Source organism: Chromobacterium sp. FG22 (genome assembly GCF_057809415.1).
This window is the reverse complement of record NZ_JBMDJX010000032.1, coordinates 20,507-45,113: the sequence shown is the minus strand read 5'-3', so window position 1 is coordinate 45,113 and position 24,607 is coordinate 20,507. Positions and strand designations below refer to the sequence as shown.

Below are 24,607 nucleotides of genomic sequence, written 5' to 3'. Positions count from 1 at the left end.
GCGCCGGAACGGGCGGCGGCCAGCAGCAGGCCGGCCGCCTGCGCCGCGCCGCCCAGCCCCCACTCCGCCAACAGCGCTTGCGCCGCGCTCGGCGCCGGCCAATCGGGCGCATCCGAAACGTCGCCGTCGCGGTGCAGGCCGCGCTCGCCGGGATCGGATGCGGCCAGCGCCGCGTCCGGAAACAGCTGCGCCAGGGTTTGCCGCACCCGGCGCTCCACCGCCGGGGTATTGCCCTGGTGCCAGAAATTGAAGATCAGCGCGTCGCGCGGCTGTCGCGTCAACGCCGACACCGAGTGATAGGAATGCGCGCTCATCTCAAAGCCGAAGGCCATATTGGGATAGGGCCGGATGCTCTGGTAGACGGCCTCCGGCTCGTCGCCGGCGTGGATATTGAGCAAGCCGCCGTCTTCCGGCCGGTGGTCGCGGGTGAATTGCACCACCACGCGGTAGCCTTCGTAGCCCAGGCCGGGATTGTCGTTATGCACGCCGATGCGCTGGCCCGGCACCATGCGGTGCCCCAGCACCTGAATGTCGTCCGCGGACAGCGGCACCTCGAACAGGATTTGCATCTGCTCGCGCAAGGCGTCCAGGAACTCCTCGCGCACAAAGGCCGGCGCGTCCGGCCGCAGCTGATAGAGCCGGCGCAGATCCAGCCGGTAGGTGACGAAGAAATCCCCCACCCGCTCCTCCCAGGGCAGCGGGCCTCTGAGCACCGCGTCCGCCTGTTGGGCCACCGTCTCGTCGAAGGTGTCGAAGCAGAGGAAGTGGCGGTACGGTTGCTCGAAGAACAGCACGTTTTCCAACATGATCGCCCCCTATGCGCAATGTGCCGCGGCGTCGCGGCCGGCCAAGGCGCGGAACTGGTCCGCCCTCAGCGCCAGCGGCCGCCACAAAGCCTGTCCCAGCGGGGTCAGCGCCCGCGCCCGGGCCAGAGATTCTTCCATCTGGGCGCGCCAGTCTTCCAGCTCCGACACATTGCGCGCCAGCTCGCTGTGCACCGCGACGCCGGCCATGATCAGCCGGTAGTAGAAAATCAGCACGTTGACGAAGGCGTGGTGGGCCTTGAGGATGCCCAGCGTCGGCCGCTGCGCGCCGCGCGCCGGGGAATGGAAGGTTTCGCCCAGCGAGGGATCGCTCAGCGCGCCCATGGCGGCGAGCTGGTGCAGATAATCGTGGCTGACCTCATGCACCAGGGTTTCGGCGCAGCGCAAGGGGTCCGGATGGATGGTCATGTACAGCGCGCCGTTGAGCATGGAATAGCTTTCGCTGTTGAACTTGCCCGGTTCCAGCCGCAGCGGGGACACCACGCGCAGCAGACGGGCGATCCAGCGGTGGTAGGCCGGGGAATAACAGGCGATCAGCGTCATCGCCCGGTTCAAGGTGGCGGCGCAGCCCGGGCCGGCCGGGACGACCTCCGGGTCCGGGTTCAGCAGGCTGCGCGGCAAGGGCCGCAGCACGATGTCCGGCCCCGCCTCGCCCAGGGCGACGGCCGGCAGTTTGCGCGCCGGTCCCGTCACGCTGCGCCAGCTCTCGCCCTCGCGCTCGAAAGCGCAACCGCGCTGCGTGTGCGCGGCGGTGTCCAGCCGGATTTCCAGCCTTTGCGCGTCGCCGCTGACGCGGTAGGCGACGGCGGCCGGCAGCGCGTAGCCGGCGAAGCCCAGCGCCAGCGGCCGGGACAGCCGCAGGTGGAATTCGCGGCCGGGCCGGTGCGCGGTCCAGTGCAGCGCGCATTGCAGGGCGCGCGACAGCAACAGGTCCGGCTGGCGGGCCTCTTCGTCTCGCAGCGCTTGCAGATTGCAAAACGGATGCGCGGCCAGCTCGGTCAGCCGCGCGGTCTCGGCCGCGTCGGCGTCGCCCGCGGACAGCATGGCGGCGGCCATCTCCGACAAGGCCGGGGCGATGCCGGGCGCGTGGCGCTGCAGCAAGGGCCGCCAATGCTCGAGAAAGGCGTTCAACTGCCGGCCGCGCAACTGCCGCGTCCAGCCGGCGTGCCAGTCCTCGTCGAAGGCTTCGAAGGGGCTGGAATAAGCGCGAGCGATTTCAGGGGTCATCGCGCGATCTCCTCGATCGGGCTCGCCGCCGGCTTCAGCAGCGGCCGCAATGGCAACTGCAAGGCGTCCAGGAAGCGCCGCCCTGCCGGGCTCAGACTGCGCGCCCGCTCCAGTTCCGCGGCCATGCGCGGCAGCCAGTCGCGCAAGTCCGCCATGTGATGACGCCAGTCGGCGTCCGCCAAGCGGCCGTTGCGGCGCAAGGCGTCGAAAAACAGCGCCACATTGCCGAAGGCGTGGTAGGCCAGCAGCAGCATGAGGGCCGGACGCCGACAGCGCTTGACCGGGGAGTACAGCCATTCTTCCGCCCCGCGCTCGCTCAAGGGGAACAACCGGTCCAGCAAGTGGAAGTGCTGATGGCTGGCTTCGTGAACCAGGGTTTCCGCCATGTCCAGCGGCGAGGCGAACAGCGTCATCGACACCAGCCCCGGATAGTGCAGGCTGCTCCAGCTGGACACCAGGCCGCCGCTTTGCCTCAGCGGCCGGACCTGGCGCACCAGGCGGCGCACCCAGGGGCCGTAGGCCGGCGCGCCCTGCTCGATCAAGGCCAGCCCGGCGGCCAGCGCCCGCCCGGCCGCCGCGTCCGGCTCGCCGGCGGCCTGCTCGCGATCGTCCGGGGTGCGCACCGGATAGGCGGCCAGAACGGGGCTTCTGCCCGCCCCGCCCCATGGCGCCGCCGCGGCGCTCAGCGCCAGCCGCGAACCGTCCGCGCCGGCGGCCTTCAGCGTCAGCGTCCGCCCGTCCGCGACGACGCTGAGCGCGCGGACGTCAGCGATCCGATCCGGCAGCGCCAGGGTGCGCGGCGGGCTCCAGCGCGCGCGCCATTCGCCGGCGATCCCACTCAGGTGGGCGTGCCAGGCGATTTCCAGGGCGCAGGCCAACAGAAAGCCGGCGCGAGGCTGGCGCTCGGCCTGGGCCAGCGCGCCCAGCGCCGGGTGCCATAGCCATTCGAAATCCGGCTCCGCTTCTGCCAGCTCGCGCAGCGCCCGCGCCGCGCCGCCGGGCAAGGCGATGGCCGGCGCGACGCGCTCGAGGAAAACGCTCAGGCTTTGCCGCCAGGCCCGGGCCGCGCAGCTTTCCAGCAGCGCCAGCCCGTCCGGATCGCCCGGGCAGGCGGCGCTGGCGGCGAGATCGTCAAACGGGGTGGACATCGTCGCTGCCCGCGGTGAAGTCGAAGGTTTCCAGCCCGCTCACGGCAAAATCGCCGGCAGCCAGCCCGCCAGGCCGGCGGCTCACCCGCTCGGCGCCGCCCAGCGCGGCGCGGAAGGCGGCGGAGCCGCCCAGCAGCCGCAAGCCGCCGTCCGCCAGCGGCTGGCCGTAAACCAGCCCCAGCCGCGGATGGCGCAGCACCAGGCTGCGCAGATGGCGCGCCGTCGCCAGGCCGAAGCCGGGGTCGAGCCGGCACAGCGCCTCCCAATGGCGCATCGCCTGATCGCGGCTGGCCGCGCAGTCGGCGCGGCAGGGGAAGTGGCTGAGCAGATGCCAGCCGAACACGTCCAGCATGGTGTTGGTCCAGTAGGGCTGCGCGCCGCCGTCGCCGGCGAAAGCCGGCTCCAGGCGGGCGTGATGATGATCGCGATGCGCCAGATAGGCTTGCACGCAGCAATCCGGATAGCCCAGCAGGCGGCCGGCGATGACGTCGTTGTCGGTGAAGCGCGCGGCCAGCTCCGCCAGTTCGCCGTCGCGGGCGGCGAAGACGAAGGCGCGCGCGTCCGGCGCGGCCGTCTCGTCGCTGGCCACGGCGGACACCACGTAGTCGTCGGCGTCTGCCACCGCCGGCCGCAAGGCCCGCTCCCAGCGCCGGGCGTGCAAGCCCAGCCGCCGCAGCGCGCCGATCACCGACTCCGCCTCGCGGTAGGCGCAGGACACCCGCGCCAGCGGCTTGGCGCCGGCCAGGGTCAGCGCCAGGTCCACCCGCGCCGCCTGGGTCAGCTGCGGCAAGGCGGCGCGCAAGCGTTCAGGCGAGGCGGACGCCCTTATTGAAACGCCACCAGATGCCAGCGTTCCGTGGGCAGTCTCGCCACTTCGCGCCCGTTCCGCGCGCTGAGCACGCATAAGTCCTCCTCCTGCCATGCAATGCAATCGCCCTGATCCAGCCGGGCCTCCGGCAGACGGTCGCTGGAACGCAGCGGCCGCCAGCCCTGATAAAACACCGCGTCGCCCACGGCGCCGCCGTAGAGCTGGGCGCCGAAATTGCCGTAACGCCGCGCCTCCGGCGGCTCTTCCTCGTCGCGCAGCAGCAGCGGCAGCGGCAGCAGGCGCTCCAGTTGCGCGGCGAAGGCCGGGGCGGCGTCGCGCAGGACCTCCAGCAGCGCCGCGGCGTAGTCGACGCTGGCGCGGCAGCCCAAGTGGCAGGGAAAGTGGGAAATCAGGTAGTACGGCGAACCGCGCCCCACTTCCATCTCGGTCAGGAAGACATTGAGCCGCCAGTCGCGCCCGCCCGGAGTGCGCGCCACCCGCAGCAGATCCGTCATCGGCGCGGCGCCGAAGTATTCGTTGGCGGCGATGCAGCAGGCCGGGTAGCCCAGCGCCCGCCCCAGCGCCACATTGTCTTGCCGCCGCTGGGCGTCCAGCCCCCGCTCCAGGGCCTCCGCGTCCAGCGCGTAATAGACGCGCGCGTCGTTGCGGCTGAAGGCGGCGCGTTCCTCTGCGGTGGCGTGGCGGTAGCCCCAGTCGTCCGGCGGCGGCACGTATCGGCCGTGGCGCAGGCCGCAGGCGTCCAGCAGCGCGCACAGCCGCGCGGCGCTGTCGCGGCCGGCGGTGAAGCGCGCCAGCGGCTTGAGGCCGGCCAGCACCGCCAGCGCCTCCACCGCGATGCGGGCGCCTTCTCCGCCGGCTTGCAGTTCGCCGGCGATCCGGTCCCGGGCGCTCATTGGGTGCTCATCCGGATGATGGTCAGCGCCTGGTCGATGCGCTGCGGTCGTTCGCGCATCAGCTTCACCACGAAGTCGAACAGATGCCGGGTGCGCTGACAGCAGGAGCTGGTCAAGGGCTGCGGGTCCAGCGAGTGGGTCTCGCCCTTGCTGACGATGGGGGACACGCCGCAATAAGGCCGGTAGGCGCACACCTGGCAGGCGTCGTGCTCGCGCAGCGAGTAGGACACCAGCTGGCGCGCCTTGTCGGAGGTGACCGCGTCGGCGTAGCTGTCGGTGTGCACATTGCCGATGCGGAAATCGGCGTGGCCGCGGCCTTCGTCGCAGCCGTAGACATTGCCCAGATGATCGTAGGCCAGATTGCCCAGCACCATGCCGCTGGGGTTGCGGAAGTCCACGTATTTGACGTCGCGGTTGTTGAACAGCTTTTCCAGCGCCAGCGAAAAATAGCGTTCTTCCAGCAGGATGCCCTGGTCCCACAGCGAAAAGATGTAGTCCAGCGCGTCGCGCCAGGCGTCGAAGAACTCGTCCATCCCCATGCCCACGCTGTCCCACTTCCCCTTGGCGAAACCCATTTTCTGCACCGGGGAGAAGAAGATGGAGGACTGTCCTTCCGCCACCGCGAAATCGACGTATTCACGCAGCTTGTGCAGATTGTTGCGCCCCACCACGATCAGCGAGGGCACGTCCAAGCCGCGTTCGCGCATGCGGGCGCGGTTGCGGCGGATATCGTCCCAATGGCCGCGACCTTCCCAATCCACGCGCAGCGACGGGTGTTCGGCGGCGTCGAACTCGATAGAGGTGGTGATGTTGATGCGGCTGGCCGCCAGATAGTCCAGCACCTCGTCCGGCAGTTCCACGCCGTTGCTGACGATGGAGAAGGACAAGGCGCGCTTGTGCGCCAGATTCTTGATCATCGCGTAGGCGTGCAGATAGCGCACCGCGCCGAAGTTGAGCGTGGCTTCGCCGCCCTGGAATTCGAAATGGATGCGCGAGGACGGCGATTGGTAGGCGAAGTCGACGATGGCGCGGGCGGTGGCTTCGTCCAGGTCGTAGCGGGCCGGGTCCGAGCTGTCGCGCACCACGGCGGCGTGACAGTAGGCGCAGCGCAGATTGCAGCGCCGCGTCATGCCGATGATGTGCAAGGCGGTGCCGGGAAAATAATTGGCGGACCAGTCTTCATAGGCCCGCATCACGCTGCCGGCGTTGCGCGCGGTGAGGATCAGGCCGCGCTCTTCCAGCAGATCGTGCAGCGCCGCGGGCAGGGCGATGCTGCGCAGCGCGCGGTACTCCTCCCGGCTCAACAGCGCCCAGCTGCCCTGGTCGCTGGACAGGAAGACGCCGTCGCCCACGTCCCGGGCGCGGTAATTGGGTTTCCAGCGGTCGCGCAGCCGGAAGTCGGCGAAGATGTCCTCCATGCCGGCCCGGTCCGGCTGGGCGGGCGCGGCGCGCGGCGCGCGCGCTTCAATCGGGCGGATCGGGGTGACGACGTGGTTCATGGCGGGCCTCGCAAACGGGTGGCGGGTTCAGGCGATCAGATAAAGTTGCGGATGCTGGCGCGAGAAACTGGCGATGACGCCCAGTGAGGACAGGTCCTGGTGATCGAACAGCACGCGCAAGAAGGGCTTGTCGCGCCGCGGCTGATAACGCTCCAGCGCGGCGACGCGCACCTCGTCTATCAATTCCGCCGGGATCTCGGCCAGGGGCCGCACCCAGTCCCGGCCGTGGCGGATCAGCGCGCCGCGCTCGGCGCCCGGACAGGCGTCGGCCAGCCGGCAGGCGCGGCAGGCGCGGGTTTTCTCGTACCAGGGATGGGTGTCCACCGCCGGATCGGAGTCCCGGATCAAGAGATCGAGGAAATCCGGTATCAGACAGGGCGCCAGTTTCTCCAGCGTCACCGGCACGCCCAGCGCGCGGAACAGCGGCACGATGGTGCGCAGCCGTTCGCGCACCAGCGCCGGATCGGCGATGGAGTCGATGAATTTGCCGGTGCGCACGGTGCCGCTGAACTTGAGGCGCGACGAGCCGGCCTCCACCGCGGTCACGCCGGTGGCGAGCAGGTGTTCCACATTTTCCGCCAGGATCACGATATTGGTCTGGATGTCGAAGCCCAGTTCGCTGAGGCGGCGGATGCCTTGCAGGGTTTGCCGGAACGCGCCCTCCCGCACGCCGTTGAGCTTGTCGTGCAATTCCGCGCTGTGGCCCATCAGGCTGGTGCGCACTTCCAGCCGGCCGTCGGCCATGGCCGCCAGCCGCTCCGCTGACGGGCGGTGGGAGAACAGCCGTACGTTGGAGGCCAGGCTGACGCGGCGGCCGGTTTTCAAGGCCTCGCGCAGCACCTCCCAGAACACCGGGTCTATGGTGGGCTCGCCGCCAAAGATGTCCACCTCCTCGTCCGGCGCCGCCTGGTCCAGCTCGGCCACGATCTCCGCCAGCGGCCGGAAGGCGCGCTGGGCGATCTCGTCGTCCACGATGCAGAAGAAGCACTTATTGTTGCAGGAAGCCGTCAGCCGGATGATCATCGCCGTCGCCCCACGAAGAGGCCCGCAAGCGGGCCGCCAGGAAATCCGTCCCGACGCGGCTGGCCGCGCCGGGGTCCGCTCCGCCGCGCGGGCTATTTGACGCCGCGTTTCAAGGCCGCCTTGATCTGGGGGTTGTTTTCAATTTCCTTGAGCACCAGCGGGTCCTTGAGCGCGTCGCGCACCGCCGCCGGGTTCAGCGTGGTGGACACCGCCGGATTGGTGACCAGATCGCCCGGGGAAAACACGCTGGCCGCCTTGTCGTGGATATGGCCGTCGTTGTCGTGGATATTGCTGCGGTCGCTCCAGTCGCGGCTATGCCCGGCCGCCACCACCGAGCCGGCCAGCAAATCGCCGGACACCCGGGTCAGGTGGTCGAATTGGGCGCGCAAGCGCGCGACGTCGATCTTTTTCAATTCGGCGACCGTTGCGCTGTTGGCGCCGGCGTCCTTCGCCGCGGCGATGGGGTCCGACAAGAACTTGACGCGGAAATCGTTATCGCTCACCGCGCGCATCAGCAGTTTGTTCACTTCCGGTTGGGCCATGGTGTCCTCCTGGCTTGAGCTCTGTGACCGAGGCCTGCTTGGCGGCGCCCTCGTCTGGATGGAGCGGAAAGCGGCGGCGCGTGCTGCGACTGGAGGCACTATGCGGTCCGCGCTCCCAATCGGCTTCTTGCCGGCAAAGGGCTATTGCCGCTGAGCCGCAAAGCGGCCGCCGCGCCCCAGGGGAATCTCCGCACCCACCCAAATGCCTCGCCCATCCGCCTCGTCATCCAGCCGGCCTGCGTATCACTGGAATGAAAAAGCGCCGACGGTTTTCGTCAGCGCTTTAACTATATTCATGCGTTTTTAGTATATCTGTACGTTAAATTACCTAAAACGAACTTTTATCGATGGCGCGCTCCGGCCGCTCCCTTCCGTCCAGCAGCCGCCAGCCGTCCTCGTCCGCCGTCAGCCAGCCGTCCAGATCCAGCGCGTCCAGAAAGGCGTCGTCGTGCGACACCACCAGCAGGCCGCCGCGGTAAGCGCGCAACATCGCCTCCAACGCTTGCAGCGACGGCAGATCCAGATGATTGCTGGGCTCGTCCAGCAGCAGCAGCGTCGGCGGCGGATCGGCGTAGAGCGCGCAGGCCAGCGCCGCCTTCAGCCGTTCCCCGCCGCTGAGCCGGCCGCAGGGCCGGGTCGCCCGCTCGGCGTCCAGGCCCAATTGGGCCAGCAACATGCGCAGCCGGCTTTCCCCCGCCGCGGGATTGGCTGCCAGCAATTGCTCGATCGCGCCGCGCCCGGGGTCCAGTCCGTCCAGATCCTGAGCCAGATAGGCGCAGGCGGCCGGCGCCCGCGCCTGTCCGGCGAGCGGACGCAATCGTCCGGCCAACACCTTGAGCAAGGTGGACTTGCCGCAGCCGTTGGCGCCGACGACGCCGATGCGGCGCCCGCCGCCCAGGCTGAGGTGAATCCGGCGCGTGGCCTCGGGCGCGAACGGCAGCACCACCTCGTCCAGCGCGACGGCGACGCGCGGCAGCGCCGGCCCCTGCGGCAAGGCGTGCACGACGACCGCCGCGTCGTCCTCCGCCCGCCGGGCGGCCTCGCGCACCGCCTGGTCCAGCGCTTCCCGCGCCGCGGCCTGTTGCCGCCGCAGCTTGCCGGCGCTGTCCTCGCTGCGCTGCTGCTGTCGGTCCAACAGGATGCGGGCCTGGTTGGCCTCGCGGCCGCGCCGTTCGCCGCGGGCCTGGCGCCGCTCTTGCCGCTCCTGCTGTTCGCGCAGCGCCCGCTGGCCGCGCAAGCGCTCCTGTTTGCGCTGCTCCAGCGTTTGCAGCGCCCTCGCCTGTTCCCGCTCCTTGTGTTCAGCGTAAAAATCGTAAGCGCCGCCGTAGCCGGCCAGGCCCTGCGGCGACAGTTCAACGATGCGCTCCATGCCGGCCAGCAAGCGGCGGTCGTGGCTGATCACCAGCAGGCCGCGCGGCCAGAGGGACAGTTGTTCGATCAGTGCTTGCCGCTGGCTCCGGTCCAGATGATTGCTGGGTTCGTCCAGGATCAGGAAGTCGGCGTCGGACAGCATGGCCCCGCACAGCGCCGCTCGCGCGGCTTCGCCGCCGCTGAGCGCGTCGGCCGGCGTTTCCGGGCGCAGATGGCCCAGGCCGAAACGCCGCCATTCCCGCTCCAAGCGTTGGCGCAGATCCCAGCGCTCGGCCAGCCGTTCGAAATCCCGCGCGTCGACGCTGCCGGCCTCGATGCGCGCCAGCGCGTCCAGCGCGCCTTGCAGTCCGGCAAGGCCGGCGGCGGTGTCGCCCCGCGGCGCGCCTGCCCTCTGAGCCAAGTAATGCGCCGTTCCGCCGCGCAGACAGCGGCCGGCGCTGGGCCGCAGTTCTCCGGCCAACAAACGCGCCAGCACGGTCTTGCCCACGCCGTTGCGGCCCACCAGGCCGATGCGCTGAGCGTGAAACGCCATATTGAGATGACTGAACAGAATCCTGCCGTCGGGCAGTTGATAGGACACGTCGTCCAAAGTGAGATGGATAGGCGTCATGAAGCTTTCCAAAGGATGCCGAACATTCCCCTGCGCGCAGGGGGCGGAGAACGTGGCCGTCCAGGAGGACGGCGGCATCAATGGCGCATCGGACGAAGACCTCGGGAAAGAATGGGGCCGCGCAAGGGGCCGGCGCGGCGGAAAACCGTCATGGTAGCGCGCGCCGGGCCGCGCGCCAAGCGGGACAGGCCTGCCTGTCCCGCTCCCGGAAACGCTTCCGCCTCCCGTCTGATGGTCCCGCCGGCGCGCGGCAGGCCAAAAACAGGTTCTCAGACCAGCTTGGCCAACATCATGTCCGCGGTCTGCAAAGCTCCCTCCACCCAGCCTTGGGCGTCGGAATAGGCCTCGCCGCACACGTATAGCGGCTGGCCGTCCAGCGGCTGGATGATCTGCCGTTTCACTTCCCAGCTTTTCACCCCGATGTTCCAGCTGTTCCAGCCGCCGCCGTACGGGTCGTCGCCCCAGTCGCGGAAGGCGGCGTTGCGCACTTTGGGCGTGTAGGACAGGCTGTGCATCACCGTCAGTTGGCGGGTGACTTCCTCGGTCATCATCCGCGGAGCCTTGTAGCGGTGCCAGCTCAGCTCCTTGGCGCGCACCTGGTCGTCCGCGCCGATGAAGGGGTCCGCCAGCTCGGCCACCTCCAGCCCCTTCTTCCAGGCGCTGTGACGGCGGCCGCGCAGACCGTCCCAAAAGCCGGTGTTGTCGCCGTCGTCGTAGCTGGCCAGCAACATGGCGTGGCCGTGCAAGGCGGGCAGGCCGTTGCTGCGCGGCCAGTAATAGGTCTGGCGCACCGGCAAATCGGTGACGGAGCGGCCGGATTTGACCGGCACGTAGTCGCCGTCGGCCGTGCTGTAACCCGTATTCAGCCACCAGGGGCTGTTGTAGGTGGTGAACAGTTTGAACAGCGGCCGCGGCGTGACGCTGGCGGCCAGTTGCTGGAAGCGCGCGGCCTCCTGCAGCCAGGGGCTGGTGGCGGACAAGAGCTCCAGCGCGCGGCGCGGCATCGCCAGAATCAGCGTTTTGGCGGATATCGTCCGGCCCTGGGCCTGGAACTGGAAGCCCGACTCGCTGCGCGTCACGCCGCTGACCGGGGCCTCCAGCCGCACCTCGCCGCCGGCCTGTTCGAACAATTGCGCCAACACCAGCGGCACTTGCTGAAAGCCGTTGCAAAAGCCCATGTACTGGGCCGATACGCCGAAGTCCGACAGAAACCAGGGAATGGCGTCGGCGGCGTTCCAGTTGCACAAGGTGGTGTCGTAGCCGCCGGTGTCTTCGGCGTATTGATAGGCTTCGCCGGTGATCACGCGGAACAGCACGTTCCAGAAGCCTTGCTGGTATAGCGGCACGCCGCCGAAGCTGGCGTTCTGCGCCATCTGCCGGCGCTCTTCCTCGGTCAGCGATTTATTGGTGATGCCGGGCACGATCTGCTCGATGGCGTCGATGATGACGGCGCCGCCGGTCTGGCCGCGGTCCAGGAAATTGAGCCGGTACGGCACTTTGTCCGGCTGGGTGGTGAAGTCTTGCAGCCGCAGATAGACGCCGCGCAGATAGGCGATGTTTTGCGGCTCGTCCACCGGAAAGCGGTAAAGCTCGATCTGTTCCGGCGCCGGCAACAGCGTATTCAATTCCTGAATCAGGTCGTAAATCAGCGGCTGCACCTCCGGCAGGATGCGCATGCCGCCCAGTTCCGCCACCATGTCCGGAATGTCCGGCGGCCGCACCGACAGCAGACGTCCGCCGATGTGATCGCTGGCCTCGAACACCGCGATCTTGCTCTGGGGATAGTGTTGTTGCAGCCGCCAGGCGCTGTACACGCCGGACACGCCGCCGCCGACAATGGCGATGTCTATGTTTTCGCTAGCCATGTTTGCTCGTCCTCGCTATGTGGAGCCGGGATCAGAAAATCACCGGCACATTGGCCGGCTGGCCGTTGTCCGTATTGCGCTGGCCGTCCCCGTCCGGGACATGGAAGCAATCCAGCCTCGGCTGATGGCGGTAGCGGGCGTTGGCCTGCTGCGGCGTGGGCGGCGGCTGATCCAGGCCCACGGTCTGCATGTCCAGCACATAGGCGCGGCCGGCCAGCGCGTGGTCCAGCCCGCGCCGCACCGCGGCGCGCACCGCCTCGGGATGGACCACCACCTCGCCCTCCATGCCGCCGAAAGCCTGGGCCAAGGCGACGAAATCCGGCTTGGGCCGGTGGATGCGCAGGTATTCCGGGTCCTGGGTGCGCGCCTGCCAGCCGTAGCCCGGCGCGTCGCCGTACATCGCCTCCACTTGTTGCAGGCCCATTTGCAGGGTGTGGTATTCGTGGTTGTTGGTGATGATGTAGAGCACCCCCAGCTGGCGATGCTGAGCAGTCCACCAGGTTTGCGGATAGAACAAGGAGGAGCCGTCGCCGGTGGCCGCCACCACGAAACGGGTGTCTATGCCCTGGCAGCCTTGCGCTTCCAGCTTGATGCCCAGGGTGGCGGGCATGGACCAGCCCAGGGAGCCGCCGCCGACGCAGTAGTAGCTGATGGGCGCCGCGGCCTCTTCGGTGAAGGGCAGCAGGTACTGGAACGGCGCCGGGTCCGACACCGCTTCGTGCACGTAGACGAACTGCTTTTCCAGCCGGCGTTCGCTGATTTCCAGACGCAGCGCGTCGGCGATCACCACCGCCCAGATTTCCTGCTGTTGCATCGCCTCGCGCAGATAGACGTCCCATTGCAAGCGCCTCGCTTCGGCTTTTTGCCGCAACAGCTCATTGCGCTGCCGCGCGGCCGCCGACGGCTGCTCGCCGATCTCCCGGTTCAGCAGCGGCAAGGTGGCCTTGATGTCGCCGAACAGCGCGCATTCGCCGTAGTAGTTCTTGCCGATGTCCCAGCTGTTGTTGCTCAGATACACCTGGCGCACCGAGGGCGGGATCAAGGGCCCGTCGCTGTACTTGAACACCGTGACCTGAGCCTGGTTGCTGAAGCCGCATAAAAAGGCGACGTCGTGGCCGGCGAACACTTGCTGCAGATCTTTTTGCCCGCCGGGCAGTTCGCCCTGCCAGTGGTAATCCCCATTGGGGAAGTTGGCCAGGCTGCTGAAGGTTTGCAGCGACACCGGCGCGCCGATCAACTCCGCCAGCGCCTGCAATTCCGGCCAGGCCTCCGCGTAGCCGGCGGCGTCGCCCACCACGATCAGCGGGTTGACCGCCTCGCGCAGCATGACGGCCGCCTGACGGATGGCGTCGGCGTCGGCGATGAAATGCGGGGAGATCCGGGTAATGCCCGGCAGGCGGTCGCCGTCGCCGATGCGCCGCATGGTGAACTCCCAGGGAATGGCGACGAACACCGGCCCGTTGGGCGGCGCCATCGCCTCCTTGAAGGCGCGCTGCAACACCATCGGCAGTTCTTGCTCGGTGCGCACCTCATGCGCCCACTTGGTGTATTGCCGCGCCAGGTCCACCAGATTGGAGGCCAGCAGCGGCTCCTGCGTGACCAGCTCGTTCTGCTGCTGGCAACACAGAATCACCAGCGGCGCCTGCGAGCGCCAGGCGTTGAACAGATTGCCGATGCCGTGGGCGATGCCCGGGGTGACGTGCACCACCACCACGCCGGGCTTGCCCGTCATCCGCGCCGAGCCCATGGCCGCGCCCATGGCGATGTTCTCGTGCAGGCACTCGATATACTCCACCTGGTTTTCCGGGTAGGACGTGCCGTCGATGATGGGAATCTCATTGGTGCCGGGCACGCCGAAAATGCGATGGATGCCCAATTGGCTCAATGCGTCGAACACATAGTCCCGGGCCCAGCGCTGCCGGCTGTTTTGCTGTTGGCTATTCATTCCGTCCCGCCTCTCTCCATAAGTTTTCGTTCTTATGTGAGTGGTAATCCAGGCGGAGGAAAATTCAATCCGGATAATTTCTGTGTCGAAAACGCCAATGCGGACGGCTGCTGCGCCGCGCCGCGCGCCCGCTTCCGGCCAACAAGGCTTGCGCCGGCGCGGCGAGAGGCGCCGCCACGCGCCCAACCCCGTCCAAAAGGACAGCAATATCCTGTATGGCCAGCCGCCGGCATTGACTTTGCATGCCCGCCAAATTAAGGGCTTCCCGCGTCAAGCCCTGACGGGCTAAGGGTTTCTACTAGGCGCATCGGCTGCGGATGCGCTTCGTTTGCTTGTGCTAACATGGAGCGTTCCTGTCGCATCGGCCAGGCTCCAAGCACGCCGCCTTTCAGGGAGGCGCCCACCGCCTGCCCTGCCCCAAGTCATGCGCAATGGATAGAGCCGCCGGCCATGGCGGCGCCAAAATGATAAATAAGCATCCGAGACTGCCAACACAATGAACAAGACCAATACCGTTGACCATCTGCCGGTCTCACAACGCATCCGCAGCCGCCTGCAGCAAGCCGGCGTCCGTTTCCACGCCAACGACAATATCGCCGCCCACATCGAAGACGGCGAGTTGGACCTGCTGCAATCCGAGGTTCAGGAGAAACTGAAAGCCGTGCTGGAAAGCCTGGTCATCGACACCGAGCACGACCACAACACCCAGGACACCGCCAAGCGCGTGGCCAAGATGTTCATCAAGGAAGTCTTCCGCGGCCGCTATGTGCAGATGCCGGCCAGCACCGAGTTCCCCAATGTGGAGAAGCTCAACGAGTTGATGATCGTGGGTCCGATCACGGTGCGCAGCGCCTGCTCCCACCATCTGTGCCCCATCATCGGCCGCGTCTGGGTGGGGGTGATGCCCAACGAACATTCCAATCTGATCGGCCTGTCCAAGTACGCGCGGCTGATAGACTGGGTGATGACCCGCCCGCAAATCCAGGAAGAGGCGGTGTCCCAGATCGCGGACCTGCTGATGAAGAAGCTGCAGCCGGACGGCCTGGCCATCGTGATGGAGGCCGACCACTTCTGCATGCACTGGCGCGGGGTCAAGGACAGCAATAGCAAGATGACCAATAGCGTGATGCGCGGCTCCTTCCTCAGCGACGCCAATCTGCGCCGCGAATTCCTGTCCCTGATGCATAAATAAAGAGCCCGTTCACCGTCTCTCGGGCAAGCTCGGGACAAGGTCTTGAACAGGTTTTAAGGTCAGCGGCAAGACGGCGCGCAGCGACTAAGATGAAACGAGGCCGCGCCGGTCTGGCGCGGCTTCTTCGCATCCAAGGGGCACATCATGCTGGTACGCCTGACCTACTGCAGCCGCGCGCACAAATCCATAGACAGCGATCTGGTGGACGACATCATGATCGCCGCGCGCAAATACAATCCGGCCCAGGGCATCACCGGGGTGCTGTGCTACAGCAAGGACGTATTCGTGCAATCGCTGGAAGGCGGCCGCGCCGAGGTCAATCTGCTGTACCAGAAACTGGCCCATGATCCGCGCCATCAATGCCTGACGCTGCTGGACTACCAGGAAATGGAGCAACGCCGCTTCGCCAACTGGAGCATGGCGGAGGTGATGATGGAAAAACTCAACGCCTCGCTGCTGCTGCGCTATTCCGCCCAGGCGCGCCTGGACCCGTTCAGCCTGCCCGGCGCCAGCACCGCCCTATTGCTGGAGGCGCTGGCCGAGGCCGGCAGCACCCAGATCCGCCACTGAGAACCTATTCACGATCTTTTGTCTGTGCTTTGAAACACGGTTTGCTGCACAGGAGGCCGCGTATCCGACGCGCCCCGGGTCCCTTCAAGCCTGCCGTCGGGTGGCAGGTCCGAGGTCTTAAGCGGCTGCCTGTTCGAGCAGCGCGACGGTAGCGCGCTGCGAGTTCAGCCGCGCCTCGGACCTGACGGGAACCGGCGGGAAGCCGTAGGCCTGGCTTGCAGGGTGGCCTTTAGGGGTGGAGGGGATATTTGGCCAAGCAAATATCTCCTCCCTGCTCGCCGGGCAGCCCCGGCAATGAAAATCACCATCCGCGCAGCGGATTCCATGTCTTGGAGCCATCTCTCGGAAAGATCGTGAACAGGTTCTAAGCAGCGGTTTACGCTCTGCTCCGCTTCGCTAAACCGCGCCCGCCGCCTGCGCGCGCAAGCCGGCGCTCGACTCCTGCAACACATAGGCGACGGCGATGCACAGCAGCGACAAGCCGGCGAGCGCCAGCCAGAATTGGCCGGCATGGCCGTAATCCGCCATCCAGCGGTAAACCGCGACGCCCATGCCCCCGCCCAGCGACTCCCCCAGCGCGGTGCTGATGGACAGCACGCTGTAAGCGACCGCCCGGCTCTCCTTGCCGATCAAGGACAGCAGCAGCACGTCCATGCTGGGCGCGAACATCATCTCGGCGAAGGTGAACAGCAGCACGAAGGCCAGCGCGCCGGTATAGCCCGGAAGCATGAAGGGCATGATGAAGGCCAGCGCGAAGGTGGCGTAGGAAGAACGGACAATGCCCAGCGGCTTACCGCCGCTCCAGCGGTGGGCCAGATGGGTGACCAAGAGCTGAAGCCCGATCACCAGCAAGGCGTTCAGGGTGTACAGCCAGCCCAGCTTGCCCGGCTGGGCCAGCGTTTCCGAGACATAGAGCGCGAGCACGTTGAACAGCTGGCCGTACAGCAGCCAGCAAAAGAAATTGATCAGCAGGAAGGGGGGAATGCCGGGCACGTAGAGCAGCTTCCAATAAGCCAGAAACGACGGCGCGCCGCCGCCGGGGCGCTTCATGCCCAGCTTGCCGAAGTTCAGGAAGGTCACCACCCCGGCCACACAGTAAGAGACGGCGATGCCGATCAACACCAGCTGGTACTGCCCCTTGGCCGCCAGGTACAGAGCCAGCGGCGCCGCCGCCGCCGCCGCGATATTGATGCCGATATAGGTGATGGAGAACAGCTTGGCGCGGTTGTCCATCATATCGCTGGTCGCCGCGGCCAGCTGCTTGCTCGCCAGCGCGTTGATGGAAATGCCGGTGCCGGACAGGGCCAGCGCACAGGCGGTCAAATAAAAATCCTTGGCCGAATACAATAGCAAGAAACCGACCGCGGCCATGACGCAGCCTATCAGCACGGACTTCGTCGCCGCCATCCGGTCCAGCCACGGCGCCAGCGGTATCTTCGCCGCCTTGGTCGTCAAGGTGAACAGGATGACCAGCATGGCGATCCGTTCGGCGCTGAACCCGGCCTTGTTGAGCGTGACCACCAGGGTGGAGACCAGGCCGTAGTAGCCGAGATAGGTCATGATGTAATGCGCGGTGATGTACAACACGCTGCGCCGGACCGGATGCGAGTTCATGCTTGCCTGTCTTTATTCGAGTTGTCCAAGAAACGGTTCAAAGTCCGCCCTGCTCCGCGCTCAGCGGCTCCCACTCCACCCGCACCGCGTCGCGCGCGGCCTCCGCGTTGGAGACGGCCCGCTCTATCGTGTCGCCCACGCACAGCGCGTAGCCCTGGCGGGAATTGGACGATTTAAGCGTCTCGCAGCGCAGGCCGGCGTGCAGCTGGCACTCCACCCGGACCACGCCCTGGGCGCTTTTCGCCTGCTCGACGCCGCTCACGTCCAGAATGCGGGCGTTTTCGTAGGAGAAGAAGCGGATGGCGGCGGCCTTGGCCGCCGGCTTGCGTTCGGGCCGCGGCAGATCGGTGAGCGCCGCGATGGTCTCGCCGGTGAGGTTGACGCCGCTGACCAGCTCGCACATTTCCCAGATTTGATCGCCGCCTATCCGGGTTTGCGATTCGATGATCCTGGGCCCGGACGGCGTCAGGCGGATCTCGGTGTGCGCGGGCCCGGTTTTCTGGCCGATGACGTCCAGAAAACGGCTGACCAAGGCCTTGACCGCCGCCTGCTGCGCCTCGTCCAGCCGCGCCGGCACCTGGTGGCCCAGCTCGATGAAGCGCGGCAGCGCCGTGACCTCTTTCTCGGTGATCATCGCGATCTCATGCCGGCCGTTGATGGACAGCGATTCCACGCTGTACTCCGGGCCGTGCAGAAACTCCTCCGCCAGAAGCGGCCCGTCCATCACCGCGCGGGAGCCGTTCCAGCGCGCCTCCAGATGCGCGTCCTCATCCACGAAGAACACGCCCTCGCTCAGGCCGCCGGCATACGGCTTCAGCACCATGGCCTCGCCGTTGAGCGAGCGGAAAAAGCTTCTCGCGTCGTCCAGGCTTTGACAGACCTGGTATCGCACCGGGCTCAGGCCGTGGCGGCCCAGCAGCTCCCGCATCTTGATCTTGTCGCGCGTGTTCAGCACCGCTTCCAGATTGTCGCCGGCGACGCCGAGCTCGATCGCGCATTGCGACGCCGGATGCAGGCCGTATTCGGTGAAGGACACCACCGCGTCGAACGGGTCCTTGGCGTGCCAGGCGCGCGCCAGCAGCAAGACCTCCTCCATGTCTTCGTAATCCATCACCGCGTAGCGCACCGCCGCGCCGTACTGGCGCTCATTGACGCGCTCCGGGATCTGCATCATCGAATAGCGGGCGCCCAATTGCTCCAGCCTGTCCAGCGTGTGGTTCAATCCCCCGACAACCAATACATGCGCTTGCTTCATTTATTTTCTCCTGATGAGGTGTCCCGCACCGCGGGGCGAAAGCCGGATCATGGGCGCAGTTTCGACAAATCGATGCCCATGCGCTTGGCCCAGACCCGGTTGCGCATCATCACCACATTGAACAGTTCGGGATGGGTGAGCTTGACCTCTTCCGGATTGAGGGCGAGCGCCAGCAGCTCCGCCATCCGTTGCCGGATATGGGTTTGCAGATTGGCCTGGTCCAGGCACTTCCGGCCCAGGCCGATGGAGTTGCTCAGCAATTTGATGCGGTGGAACCACAGCGCCGGCAGATAGAGCACGTCGCCGGGCTTCAGCGTGCATTGCATCAGCTGGGCGGCGGGATCGTCGGCCAGCGCTTGCAGATCGGCGCCCCCCGTCTCCGTTTCCGGCAACATCGCCTGCGGCCCCAAGACGGTCCAGTGTTTTTCCCCCACCAGCTGCACATGCATGACGTCGATGGTGTAGGAGTCCTGATGCAGCCGGGTGACGCCGCCGCGCTGGCCCAGCCAGAGCTGGTGATTGGTGGAAATCACCTCGCCGTACAGATCGCGGCGGAAATCGTATTGGGCGATGTCCAGTTCCGGCATGTCCGCGGCCAGCTCGGGGCAGGAGGCCTGGTAATACCATTCCTGCAGATAGATGGGCGTCGCCTCCGGCCCCTCGTTGCGCATCAGCATGTCGACGAACTCGGCGAAGCTGGCCTGGGCGGAACGCTGGCTGCTATAGCTGTTGACCACCACCGGCGTCGCGCCGCAGCGCTTGGCCAGATGCTCGAAACTCCAATGGCGCACCGCCGGCCAGTCGGCGGCGTAGCCTTCCAGAATCACCGGCCGCTGCTGGTGGCGGTATTCGCGGTCGAACGCCTCCTTGCTCAAGCCCCGGCGGCGCTCGATGCCCGGCGCCCGGCGCAGGGCCTCGGCGACGGGGCCGCTGGAGAACGCGTTTTCAACGATCTCCAGGCTGGCGACATCGCGCCGCTTCAGGATATTCGCTTCGATCAGAACGGGAGCGTGTTGCATGGATTCCTCCAATAGACTTAGAGCCGCTAACAAAACCTCGCAGAGAACCTGAGCCAAGGCGCGCCGACGCGGACAGTACAAGTCGTACGACAAGGCCGCGCAACGCGGGATCAGGGGTTTTGTTAGTGGGTCTTATTGGCGGGCGCGCGCCCGCAGAATGGTGTCCCTTATCGTCGTCAGCACTTGCGGCCGCAAAGCGTCCTGATGCGGCAGCCAGCGATGGATGAAATGCTCGCAGTCGTCCAGCCAGACCATCTTCTTGCTGCGGGCGTTCATGGCCGCGGCCAGATAGCCGTCCAGCGTCTCGGCGGGCACCACCGCGTCCTTGCCGGCGCCGATGATCAGCAAGTCGCCGCTGAATTCGCGCAGGCCGGCATAGGCCGGGGAGTCCGGATAGGGGCCGGGACGGGCCAGGCCGCCGTCGAAACGGGATTCGGCGGCGTCGGCCGGATAGCTTGCCGGGCAGAACAGCACCAGGCAGGCGGGCTTCAGCACCGGCGCGACCCAGGCGGCGAGATGGCCGCCCATGCTGGTGCCGATCAGGGTCAGCGGCTCGCGCTTGTCCAGGTGTTCCGCGGCGGCCAGCGTTTCCTCGTAACGACGCCGCAGGCAGGCCTCTTCCAGCGCCCCGCTGCTGTCGCCGTTGCCGGAGAATTCAAAGCACACCGAGCCCAGGCCGTGCCCGGCCAGGTGGTCCAGCACATAGCGTATGGTGTGCCGGTTCGCGGTCTGGCCCAGCCCGTGCAGGGTGAGGACGCTGCTTGCCGCGCCGGCGTCCGGCTGCACGCGGGTGGCGGCCAGCCAGTGCTCGCCGGCGCTAAAGACGAAGTCTTCGGTTTTCATCTGCGGGCTCGCGGACATGTCGGGGGCGTCCATCTTGATGCCGGCCCGGCCGCTCAACGGCTTGCCGCGGCGGCCAGCGCCGGGAAGCGTTCGGCGCGGACCCGCTCCCATTCCTGGCGCAGCACGCTGTAATAGATCACATCGCGGCGACGGCCGCCGGGCATGAAGTTGAAGCTGCGCAGCACGCCTTCCTCCGTCGCGCCGATGCCGGCCAGGCCCGCGCGCGCGCCGGCGTTCAGCACATCGGTCTTGAACTCCACGCGCTCGCATTCCAGCGCTTCGAACGCGTGCTTGAGCAGTTCGAACTTGACCGCGCGGTTGATGCCGGTGCGCCGCGCGTCCCGGCACAGCCAGGACCAGCCTATCTCCAGGCGGCGCTCGCCCTCGGCGAGATTGCCGTAAGCGGTGCTGCCGACGATGCGGTCCGTTTGGCGGTCGATGATGGCGAACACGATGCGGCTGCCGTTGAGCGTGTCCTGTATCGCCTGCTCGACGAAGCGGCCCAGATCGTCCGGCGTCTGGATGCGGGCGACGAAGTACTCCCAGATGGCGGGCTCGAACACGATGCGCTCGAACGCCGCGTAATCGCCGATCTGAATCCGGCGCAAGCGCACGCGTTCGTTTTCCAGGGTGAGGTCCTTCAAATTACGCCAAGTCATGTATCGCTCCTTGCATAGGTTTAAGCGGGCCGCGTATCAGAAAGAGGGCTGCGGCGCCCGGCCATCCCGCACATACGCCGCGTCCGCCGAAAACGCTTCCGGCGTCCGCGCGTGGCGCGCATAGATGTCGTCCAGCTGCGCCATATAGCGCTGATGAATCATTTTGCGCTTGGGCTTGAATTGAGAAGTCAGCAGGCCGTTCTCGATGGAAAACGGCTCGTCGACGATGAGCGCCGCCAGGATGCGCGCCTCCTGGAAAACATCCTCGTTCAGCGCCCGGATATGCCGGCGCAAAGCCTCGGCGTCCGCCCCGGCCAAGGCCGGGGACAGGATGGCCGTGATGAAGGGCTTGCCGGTGCCGTACAACACGCATTCGTGCACGTCCGGATGCCGGCGCAAGCCCTCTTCCAGCGGCCTCGCCAGCACATTGCGGCCGCTGGCCATGGTCAAGACGTCGTCCACGCGACCGTGGATGTACAGGAAACCGTCCTCGTCCACATGGCCCAGATCCCAGGTCTTGACCTCGGCGCTGGGCAGGAAGCTTTTTTCGCTGACGCCGGGATCGCACCAGGTATAGCGGCAGTTGACCGGATGGCGGCTGGCCACGATCAAGACGCCGTCCTGGTCGAAACGGATGGACTTGTTGGGCAGCACCTTGCCCACGCTGCCCAGGCGGAAGGCGCCGGGATGGTTCTTGGCGACGATGCAGGCCTCGTTGCTGCCGTATCCCTCGTACAACGGCACGCCGGCATGGTTGAAGAATTCCAGCACCGTCCGGCTGGCCGGAGCGGAGCCGGTCCACAGATAACGGACGCGCCCGCCGAGCGCGGCCTGTATCTGCGCGCCGCGGGCGGCGGGATCGGCGTCCCCGTGCCGCTGCGACAGGTTGGCGCGCAAGGCTTCGTAAAAGCCCGGCACCCCCATGACGACGGTGGGCTGGCAGGCCTTGGCCATGTCCAGCGCCTGATCCAGATCGGAAAGCGTGAGGTCGTGTCCAAACGCCAGCGCCGAATAAATCCAATAGCGTTGCTGCAGCAAAGCCAGCCGCAGGAACACCAGCAGATTGTCGCCGTCCCCATGCCCGAACATCGCCTGCACTTCATTGATGGAACTGTTGACGCTGGCGACGGTGGCTTCCAGGCCCTTGGGCGCGCCGGTGCTGCCCGAGGTGAACTTGATCGCCAGCACGTCGGCCGGGTCGTAGCCTGCGTGCAGGGGTCGCTCCGCCGCGTCCGCCTCGGCGCGCTCGGCCCAGGCCTGGACTTCGGCGATGTCGAACACCGCGCCCGAACGGTCCACGCCCTCGGCGAACAAGGCTTTCAAGCCGTAGCTGTCCACAATACGCGCCGGCTCGAAACGCCCGGCCTCGAAGCCCGCGGTCACCGCCCCCAGTTTCAGGACGGCCAGATCCAGCAGCACGAATTCGATCCGGTTGCGGGACAAAATGCCCACCCGGTCGCGCGGACGCAAGCCCAGCGCATGCAAGCGCCGGGCCACGCGCGCCGCCTTGCGGTCCAGCTCGGCCAGCGTCCAGGCCTGCACGGCGCCGTCTTGCCGGAAGCGGATCACATGTCGCTCGTCATCGCATCCGCGCAGCGCGATGGCGTTGACCAGATCGACGTCCGGGCCGCGCGGCGCTTGAGACCCCAGCCCGCTCATGACCGCCCTTCCTCCGCCGCGCCCGCCCGGCGCAGCGGCGTGAAAAAGCGCTGCTCCGCCAAGTCCAGAGCCGCGCCCGGCGGCGACAGCTCCACGCTTTCCGGCCAGACGTCGACGCCTTCCATGCCCAGGGCGCGGCCCAGGCGCTGGGCGAAGCGCGGCATCAGCGGGCCGGCGGCCTGAGCCAGCAGGCGGGCCGTGGCCAGCTCCAGCGCGACCGCGGTCCGGTATTCGTCGCGCAGCGCCGGATTCCGACGGATGCGCTCGTTCGATTTGGCGAAGCGCAGCGCGCCGGCCACCAGCCCGTCCAGCTCTTCCGTCACGCGGTTGAGCGTGAAACCGTCTGCGCCGTAATGGGTGCTCAGGCTGGTCAGCCGGTTGCTCAGCGCGTCGAAATAGGCGGTGTGAGCGGCGGTCCAGTTGCCGGCGTCGGGCGCGCGCTGCTGGAAATCCTGCCGCAAGCGCTCGCCCAGGCCGCTCAGCCAGGCCTGCCACTGGCCCAAGAGCGTCCGCTCCACGCACGCATGGAAATCCTCCAGCGTGAAATTGGTCCGCTCCTGCTCGCCGCGCGTGCGCGCCAGGTAATAGCGCACCGCGTCCACGCTGTCAGGGCTCAGGATGTCCTTGCCCCATACCGCGTGCCGGCGGCTGGTGGAGAACTTCAGACCGTCGAGCAGGTAGAACTCGTTCTCGTTGTAGTCGATGTCGCACTGCCAATCCGGGAAGGCCATCCGGTACAAGGCCGGGTACAGGATGGAGTGGTAATAGCTGTTGTCGTAGCCGAAGAAGTGGACGATCTTCCAGTCCGGCTGCGGCCGGTCGGCCTGCCAGGGCTTGCCCAGCCGGCCGCCCAGTTCGGCGATGCCGTACAGGAAGCCGTAAGCCATTTCCGGCCACACCCAGATCACCTGCTCGCCCTCGACCTCCTCCGCCGGCGGCACGCCCCATTGCGCCGGATGGGTGATGGGCACCCAATAGTCCTTGCGCGCCAGCACCCGCTCAGCCAATTGCTGCAAGCGCGGCGACACCTTGCCCAGGCGCTGATGCTGCTCCACCGCCTCCTTGAAGGCGGACAGATTGATCATGTAGCGGCGGATGGCGCCGGTGACCGGCGTCGCGTCCGACAGCCGCGAGCGCGGCGCGTCCAGATCCACGCAGTTGTTGGGCTCGCCGCACTCCTCGCAGATATTGCCGCCGCAGGGCGAGCCGCAGCTTGGACACTTGGCGGAAACGTCCACCTCGTACAGATAATCGCCGGTTTCGGCGTCGAACAGCGCCGCGTCGGAACGCAGCTGCGCGCCGCCCCGCACCAGGCGCGAGAAGAAATCGCGCAGGCCGGCCGCGTAAGCCGGGTCGCGGGTGGTGACGGTGTATTGATCGAGATGGATGTCCATCAGATCCAGCGTGGACTGGATCGCCGCCGAATAATGGCTGGCCACTTGCTGGGGACTGCTGTTTTCCTGGCGGGCGCGGCCCACCACATAGCTCTGGTAATCGTCGCTGCCGGTCAGGTGGTAGGCCTCGTGTCCGCTGGCGCGCAGGAAGCGCACATAGACGTCGGCGCCCAGATAGGGACCGGACAGATGGCCAAGGTGCAGGTCGCCGTTGGGCGTGGGCGGCGTGGAAAACACGAATACCGGCCGCCCTTTCAGGCGCGCGGCGCCGTTGTCCTGCGCGGCGGCCTCGCGTTTGGCCGCGTCCCGCCAGTAGAAGTCGCAGAAGCGCAGCGGCTGCCCGCCGGTATTGCGCAACACGTGTTTTTCAAACGGTTTGAACAGCACCAGGCTGCCGGCGCGCACCGGCTGGGAGCGGCCGTCGGCGTCGATGACGCCCTCGCCGCTCAGAATCAGAAAGGCTTCCAGCTCGTCGTGCTTGTGCGGCTGGCTTTCCCCGCCGGGCTCGACGACGCCGTAGGCCAGCCGCACCTGCTCCTGCTCGCCCAGGCCGGCGATGGACGCCATCTCGATGCCGAAAGCCGGCGACCGCTGCGCTTCGTTCAATTCTATGATGTGCATGATCG

20 protein-coding genes are annotated in these 24,607 nt (G+C 67.1%); 2 read left to right on the top strand and 18 right to left on the bottom strand.

Annotated features, from left to right (window positions below; all coding sequences use genetic code 11):
- The 11 genes from ACODSD_RS21960 to ACODSD_RS21910 form a co-directional block, all read right to left on the bottom strand.
- Nucleotides 1-806, bottom strand: an 806-nt coding sequence (locus ACODSD_RS21960; protein WP_488878329.1) for a 2OG-Fe(II) oxygenase, incomplete at its 3' end; no start/stop codon positions are given.
- A 9-nt stretch (nt 807-815) separates the two neighbouring features.
- A complete protein-coding gene (locus tag ACODSD_RS21955) occupies nt 816-2,051 on the bottom strand; it encodes an aKG-HExxH-type peptide beta-hydroxylase (RefSeq protein ID WP_488878328.1) in 1,236 nt (411 codons plus the stop codon).
- On the bottom strand, nt 2,048-3,199 hold the full coding sequence (locus tag ACODSD_RS21950) for an aKG-HExxH-type peptide beta-hydroxylase (protein ID WP_488878327.1): 1,152 nt from the start codon (nt 3,197-3,199) through the stop codon (nt 2,048-2,050). Before ACODSD_RS21950 ends, ACODSD_RS21955 begins: the two co-directional genes overlap by 4 nt.
- On the bottom strand, nt 3,183-4,001 hold the full coding sequence (locus tag ACODSD_RS21945) for a hypothetical protein (RefSeq protein ID WP_253315278.1): 819 nt from the start codon (nt 3,999-4,001) through the stop codon (nt 3,183-3,185). The genes ACODSD_RS21950 and ACODSD_RS21945 overlap by 17 nt, the downstream gene beginning before the upstream one ends.
- Before the next feature lie 23 nt (nt 4,002-4,024).
- A complete protein-coding gene (locus ACODSD_RS21940) occupies nt 4,025-4,921 on the bottom strand; it encodes a hypothetical protein (protein WP_107798576.1) in 897 nt (298 codons plus the stop codon).
- Complete coding sequence (locus tag ACODSD_RS21935; protein ID WP_227107527.1) at nt 4,918-6,420, bottom strand: radical SAM/SPASM domain-containing protein; 1,503 nt, start codon at nt 6,418-6,420, stop codon at nt 4,918-4,920. Before ACODSD_RS21935 ends, ACODSD_RS21940 begins: the two co-directional genes overlap by 4 nt.
- Before the next feature lie 27 nt (nt 6,421-6,447).
- Nucleotides 6,448-7,443, bottom strand: coding sequence for a radical SAM protein (locus tag ACODSD_RS21930; protein ID WP_227107525.1), 996 nt, complete (start codon nt 7,441-7,443; stop codon nt 6,448-6,450).
- Between the two features lie 92 nt (nt 7,444-7,535).
- Nucleotides 7,536-7,985, bottom strand: a complete 450-nt coding sequence (locus ACODSD_RS21925; RefSeq protein WP_107798579.1) for a hypothetical protein — start codon at nt 7,983-7,985, stop codon at nt 7,536-7,538.
- A gap of 328 nt (nt 7,986-8,313) precedes the next feature.
- Nucleotides 8,314-9,966: an ATP-binding cassette domain-containing protein gene (locus tag ACODSD_RS21920; RefSeq protein WP_488878326.1), complete on the bottom strand. Its 1,653-nt coding sequence runs from the start codon at nt 9,964-9,966 to the stop codon at nt 8,314-8,316.
- A gap of 269 nt (nt 9,967-10,235) precedes the next feature.
- Entirely contained in the window at nt 10,236-11,831 is a 1,596-nt protein-coding gene (locus ACODSD_RS21915; protein ID WP_488878325.1) for a flavin monoamine oxidase family protein, read from the bottom strand.
- Between the two features lie 31 nt (nt 11,832-11,862).
- A complete protein-coding gene (locus ACODSD_RS21910; protein WP_486636832.1) occupies nt 11,863-13,776 on the bottom strand; it encodes a thiamine pyrophosphate-binding protein in 1,914 nt (637 codons plus the stop codon).
- Between the two features lie 496 nt (nt 13,777-14,272).
- Here ACODSD_RS21910 and folE point away from each other — a divergent pair, with 496 nt between their 5' ends.
- Together folE and ACODSD_RS21900 are read left to right on the top strand one after the other, a co-directional pair.
- On the top strand, nt 14,273-14,968 hold the full coding sequence (gene folE, locus ACODSD_RS21905) for a GTP cyclohydrolase I (RefSeq protein WP_227107517.1): 696 nt from the start codon (nt 14,273-14,275) through the stop codon (nt 14,966-14,968).
- Between the two features lie 144 nt (nt 14,969-15,112).
- Nucleotides 15,113-15,538, top strand: a complete 426-nt coding sequence (locus ACODSD_RS21900; RefSeq protein ID WP_107798585.1) for a BLUF domain-containing protein — start codon at nt 15,113-15,115, stop codon at nt 15,536-15,538.
- Between the two features lie 396 nt (nt 15,539-15,934).
- On the opposite strand, the gene ACODSD_RS21895 is transcribed toward ACODSD_RS21900, so the two are convergent.
- From ACODSD_RS21895 to ACODSD_RS21865, 7 genes are all read right to left on the bottom strand, one after another.
- Nucleotides 15,935-17,152 (bottom strand): MFS transporter, encoded by a 1,218-nt coding sequence (locus ACODSD_RS21895; protein WP_253315274.1) that lies wholly within the window; start codon nt 17,150-17,152, stop codon nt 15,935-15,937.
- A gap of 37 nt (nt 17,153-17,189) precedes the next feature.
- Nucleotides 17,190-18,407: an ATP-grasp domain-containing protein gene (locus ACODSD_RS21890; RefSeq protein WP_488878324.1), complete on the bottom strand. Its 1,218-nt coding sequence runs from the start codon at nt 18,405-18,407 to the stop codon at nt 17,190-17,192.
- Nucleotides 18,408-18,454: 47 nt separating this feature from the next.
- Nucleotides 18,455-19,426, bottom strand: coding sequence for a cupin-like domain-containing protein (locus ACODSD_RS21885; protein ID WP_107800102.1), 972 nt, complete (start codon nt 19,424-19,426; stop codon nt 18,455-18,457).
- Between the two features lie 132 nt (nt 19,427-19,558).
- On the bottom strand, nt 19,559-20,287 hold the full coding sequence (locus ACODSD_RS21880; RefSeq protein WP_235089503.1) for an alpha/beta hydrolase: 729 nt from the start codon (nt 20,285-20,287) through the stop codon (nt 19,559-19,561).
- Between the two features lie 35 nt (nt 20,288-20,322).
- Nucleotides 20,323-20,928, bottom strand: coding sequence for a GNAT family N-acetyltransferase (locus tag ACODSD_RS21875; RefSeq protein WP_107800104.1), 606 nt, complete (start codon nt 20,926-20,928; stop codon nt 20,323-20,325).
- Between the two features lie 36 nt (nt 20,929-20,964).
- A complete protein-coding gene (locus tag ACODSD_RS21870; protein WP_488878323.1) occupies nt 20,965-22,587 on the bottom strand; it encodes an AMP-binding protein in 1,623 nt (540 codons plus the stop codon).
- Entirely contained in the window at nt 22,584-24,602 is a 2,019-nt protein-coding gene (locus ACODSD_RS21865; RefSeq protein WP_488878322.1) for a class I tRNA ligase family protein, read from the bottom strand. The genes ACODSD_RS21870 and ACODSD_RS21865 overlap by 4 nt, the downstream gene beginning before the upstream one ends.
- Nucleotides 24,603-24,607: the final 5 nt, after the last annotated feature.

Bases quoted from the DNA above. Each gene is read 5' to 3' on its own strand.
- ACODSD_RS21955 (WP_488878328.1), bottom strand. From the start codon at position 2,051: ATGACCCCTGAAATCGCTCGCGCTTATTCCAGCCCCTTCGAAGCCTTC.
- ACODSD_RS21950 (WP_488878327.1), bottom strand. From the start codon at position 3,199: ATGTCCACCCCGTTTGACGATCTCGCCGCCAGCGCCGCCTGCCCGGGC.
- ACODSD_RS21940 (WP_107798576.1), bottom strand. From the start codon at position 4,921: ATGAGCGCCCGGGACCGGATCGCCGGCGAACTGCAAGCCGGCGGAGAA.
- ACODSD_RS21935 (WP_227107527.1), bottom strand. From the start codon at position 6,420: ATGAACCACGTCGTCACCCCGATCCGCCCGATTGAAGCGCGCGCGCCG.
- ACODSD_RS21930 (WP_227107525.1), bottom strand. From the start codon at position 7,443: ATGATCATCCGGCTGACGGCTTCCTGCAACAATAAGTGCTTCTTCTGC.
- ACODSD_RS21925 (WP_107798579.1), bottom strand. From the start codon at position 7,985: ATGGCCCAACCGGAAGTGAACAAACTGCTGATGCGCGCGGTGAGCGAT.
- ACODSD_RS21920 (WP_488878326.1), bottom strand. From the start codon at position 9,966: ATGACGCCTATCCATCTCACTTTGGACGACGTGTCCTATCAACTGCCC.
- ACODSD_RS21915 (WP_488878325.1), bottom strand. From the start codon at position 11,831: ATGGCTAGCGAAAACATAGACATCGCCATTGTCGGCGGCGGCGTGTCC.
- ACODSD_RS21910 (WP_486636832.1), bottom strand. From the start codon at position 13,776: ATGAATAGCCAACAGCAAAACAGCCGGCAGCGCTGGGCCCGGGACTAT.
- folE (WP_227107517.1), top strand. From the start codon at position 14,273: ATGAACAAGACCAATACCGTTGACCATCTGCCGGTCTCACAACGCATC.
- ACODSD_RS21900 (WP_107798585.1), top strand. From the start codon at position 15,113: ATGCTGGTACGCCTGACCTACTGCAGCCGCGCGCACAAATCCATAGAC.
- ACODSD_RS21895 (WP_253315274.1), bottom strand. From the start codon at position 17,152: ATGAACTCGCATCCGGTCCGGCGCAGCGTGTTGTACATCACCGCGCAT.
- ACODSD_RS21890 (WP_488878324.1), bottom strand. From the start codon at position 18,407: ATGAAGCAAGCGCATGTATTGGTTGTCGGGGGATTGAACCACACGCTG.
- ACODSD_RS21885 (WP_107800102.1), bottom strand. From the start codon at position 19,426: ATGCAACACGCTCCCGTTCTGATCGAAGCGAATATCCTGAAGCGGCGC.
- ACODSD_RS21880 (WP_235089503.1), bottom strand. From the start codon at position 20,287: ATGTCCGCGAGCCCGCAGATGAAAACCGAAGACTTCGTCTTTAGCGCC.
- ACODSD_RS21875 (WP_107800104.1), bottom strand. From the start codon at position 20,928: ATGACTTGGCGTAATTTGAAGGACCTCACCCTGGAAAACGAACGCGTG.
- ACODSD_RS21870 (WP_488878323.1), bottom strand. From the start codon at position 22,587: ATGAGCGGGCTGGGGTCTCAAGCGCCGCGCGGCCCGGACGTCGATCTG.
- ACODSD_RS21865 (WP_488878322.1), bottom strand. From the start codon at position 24,602: ATGCACATCATAGAATTGAACGAAGCGCAGCGGTCGCCGGCTTTCGGC.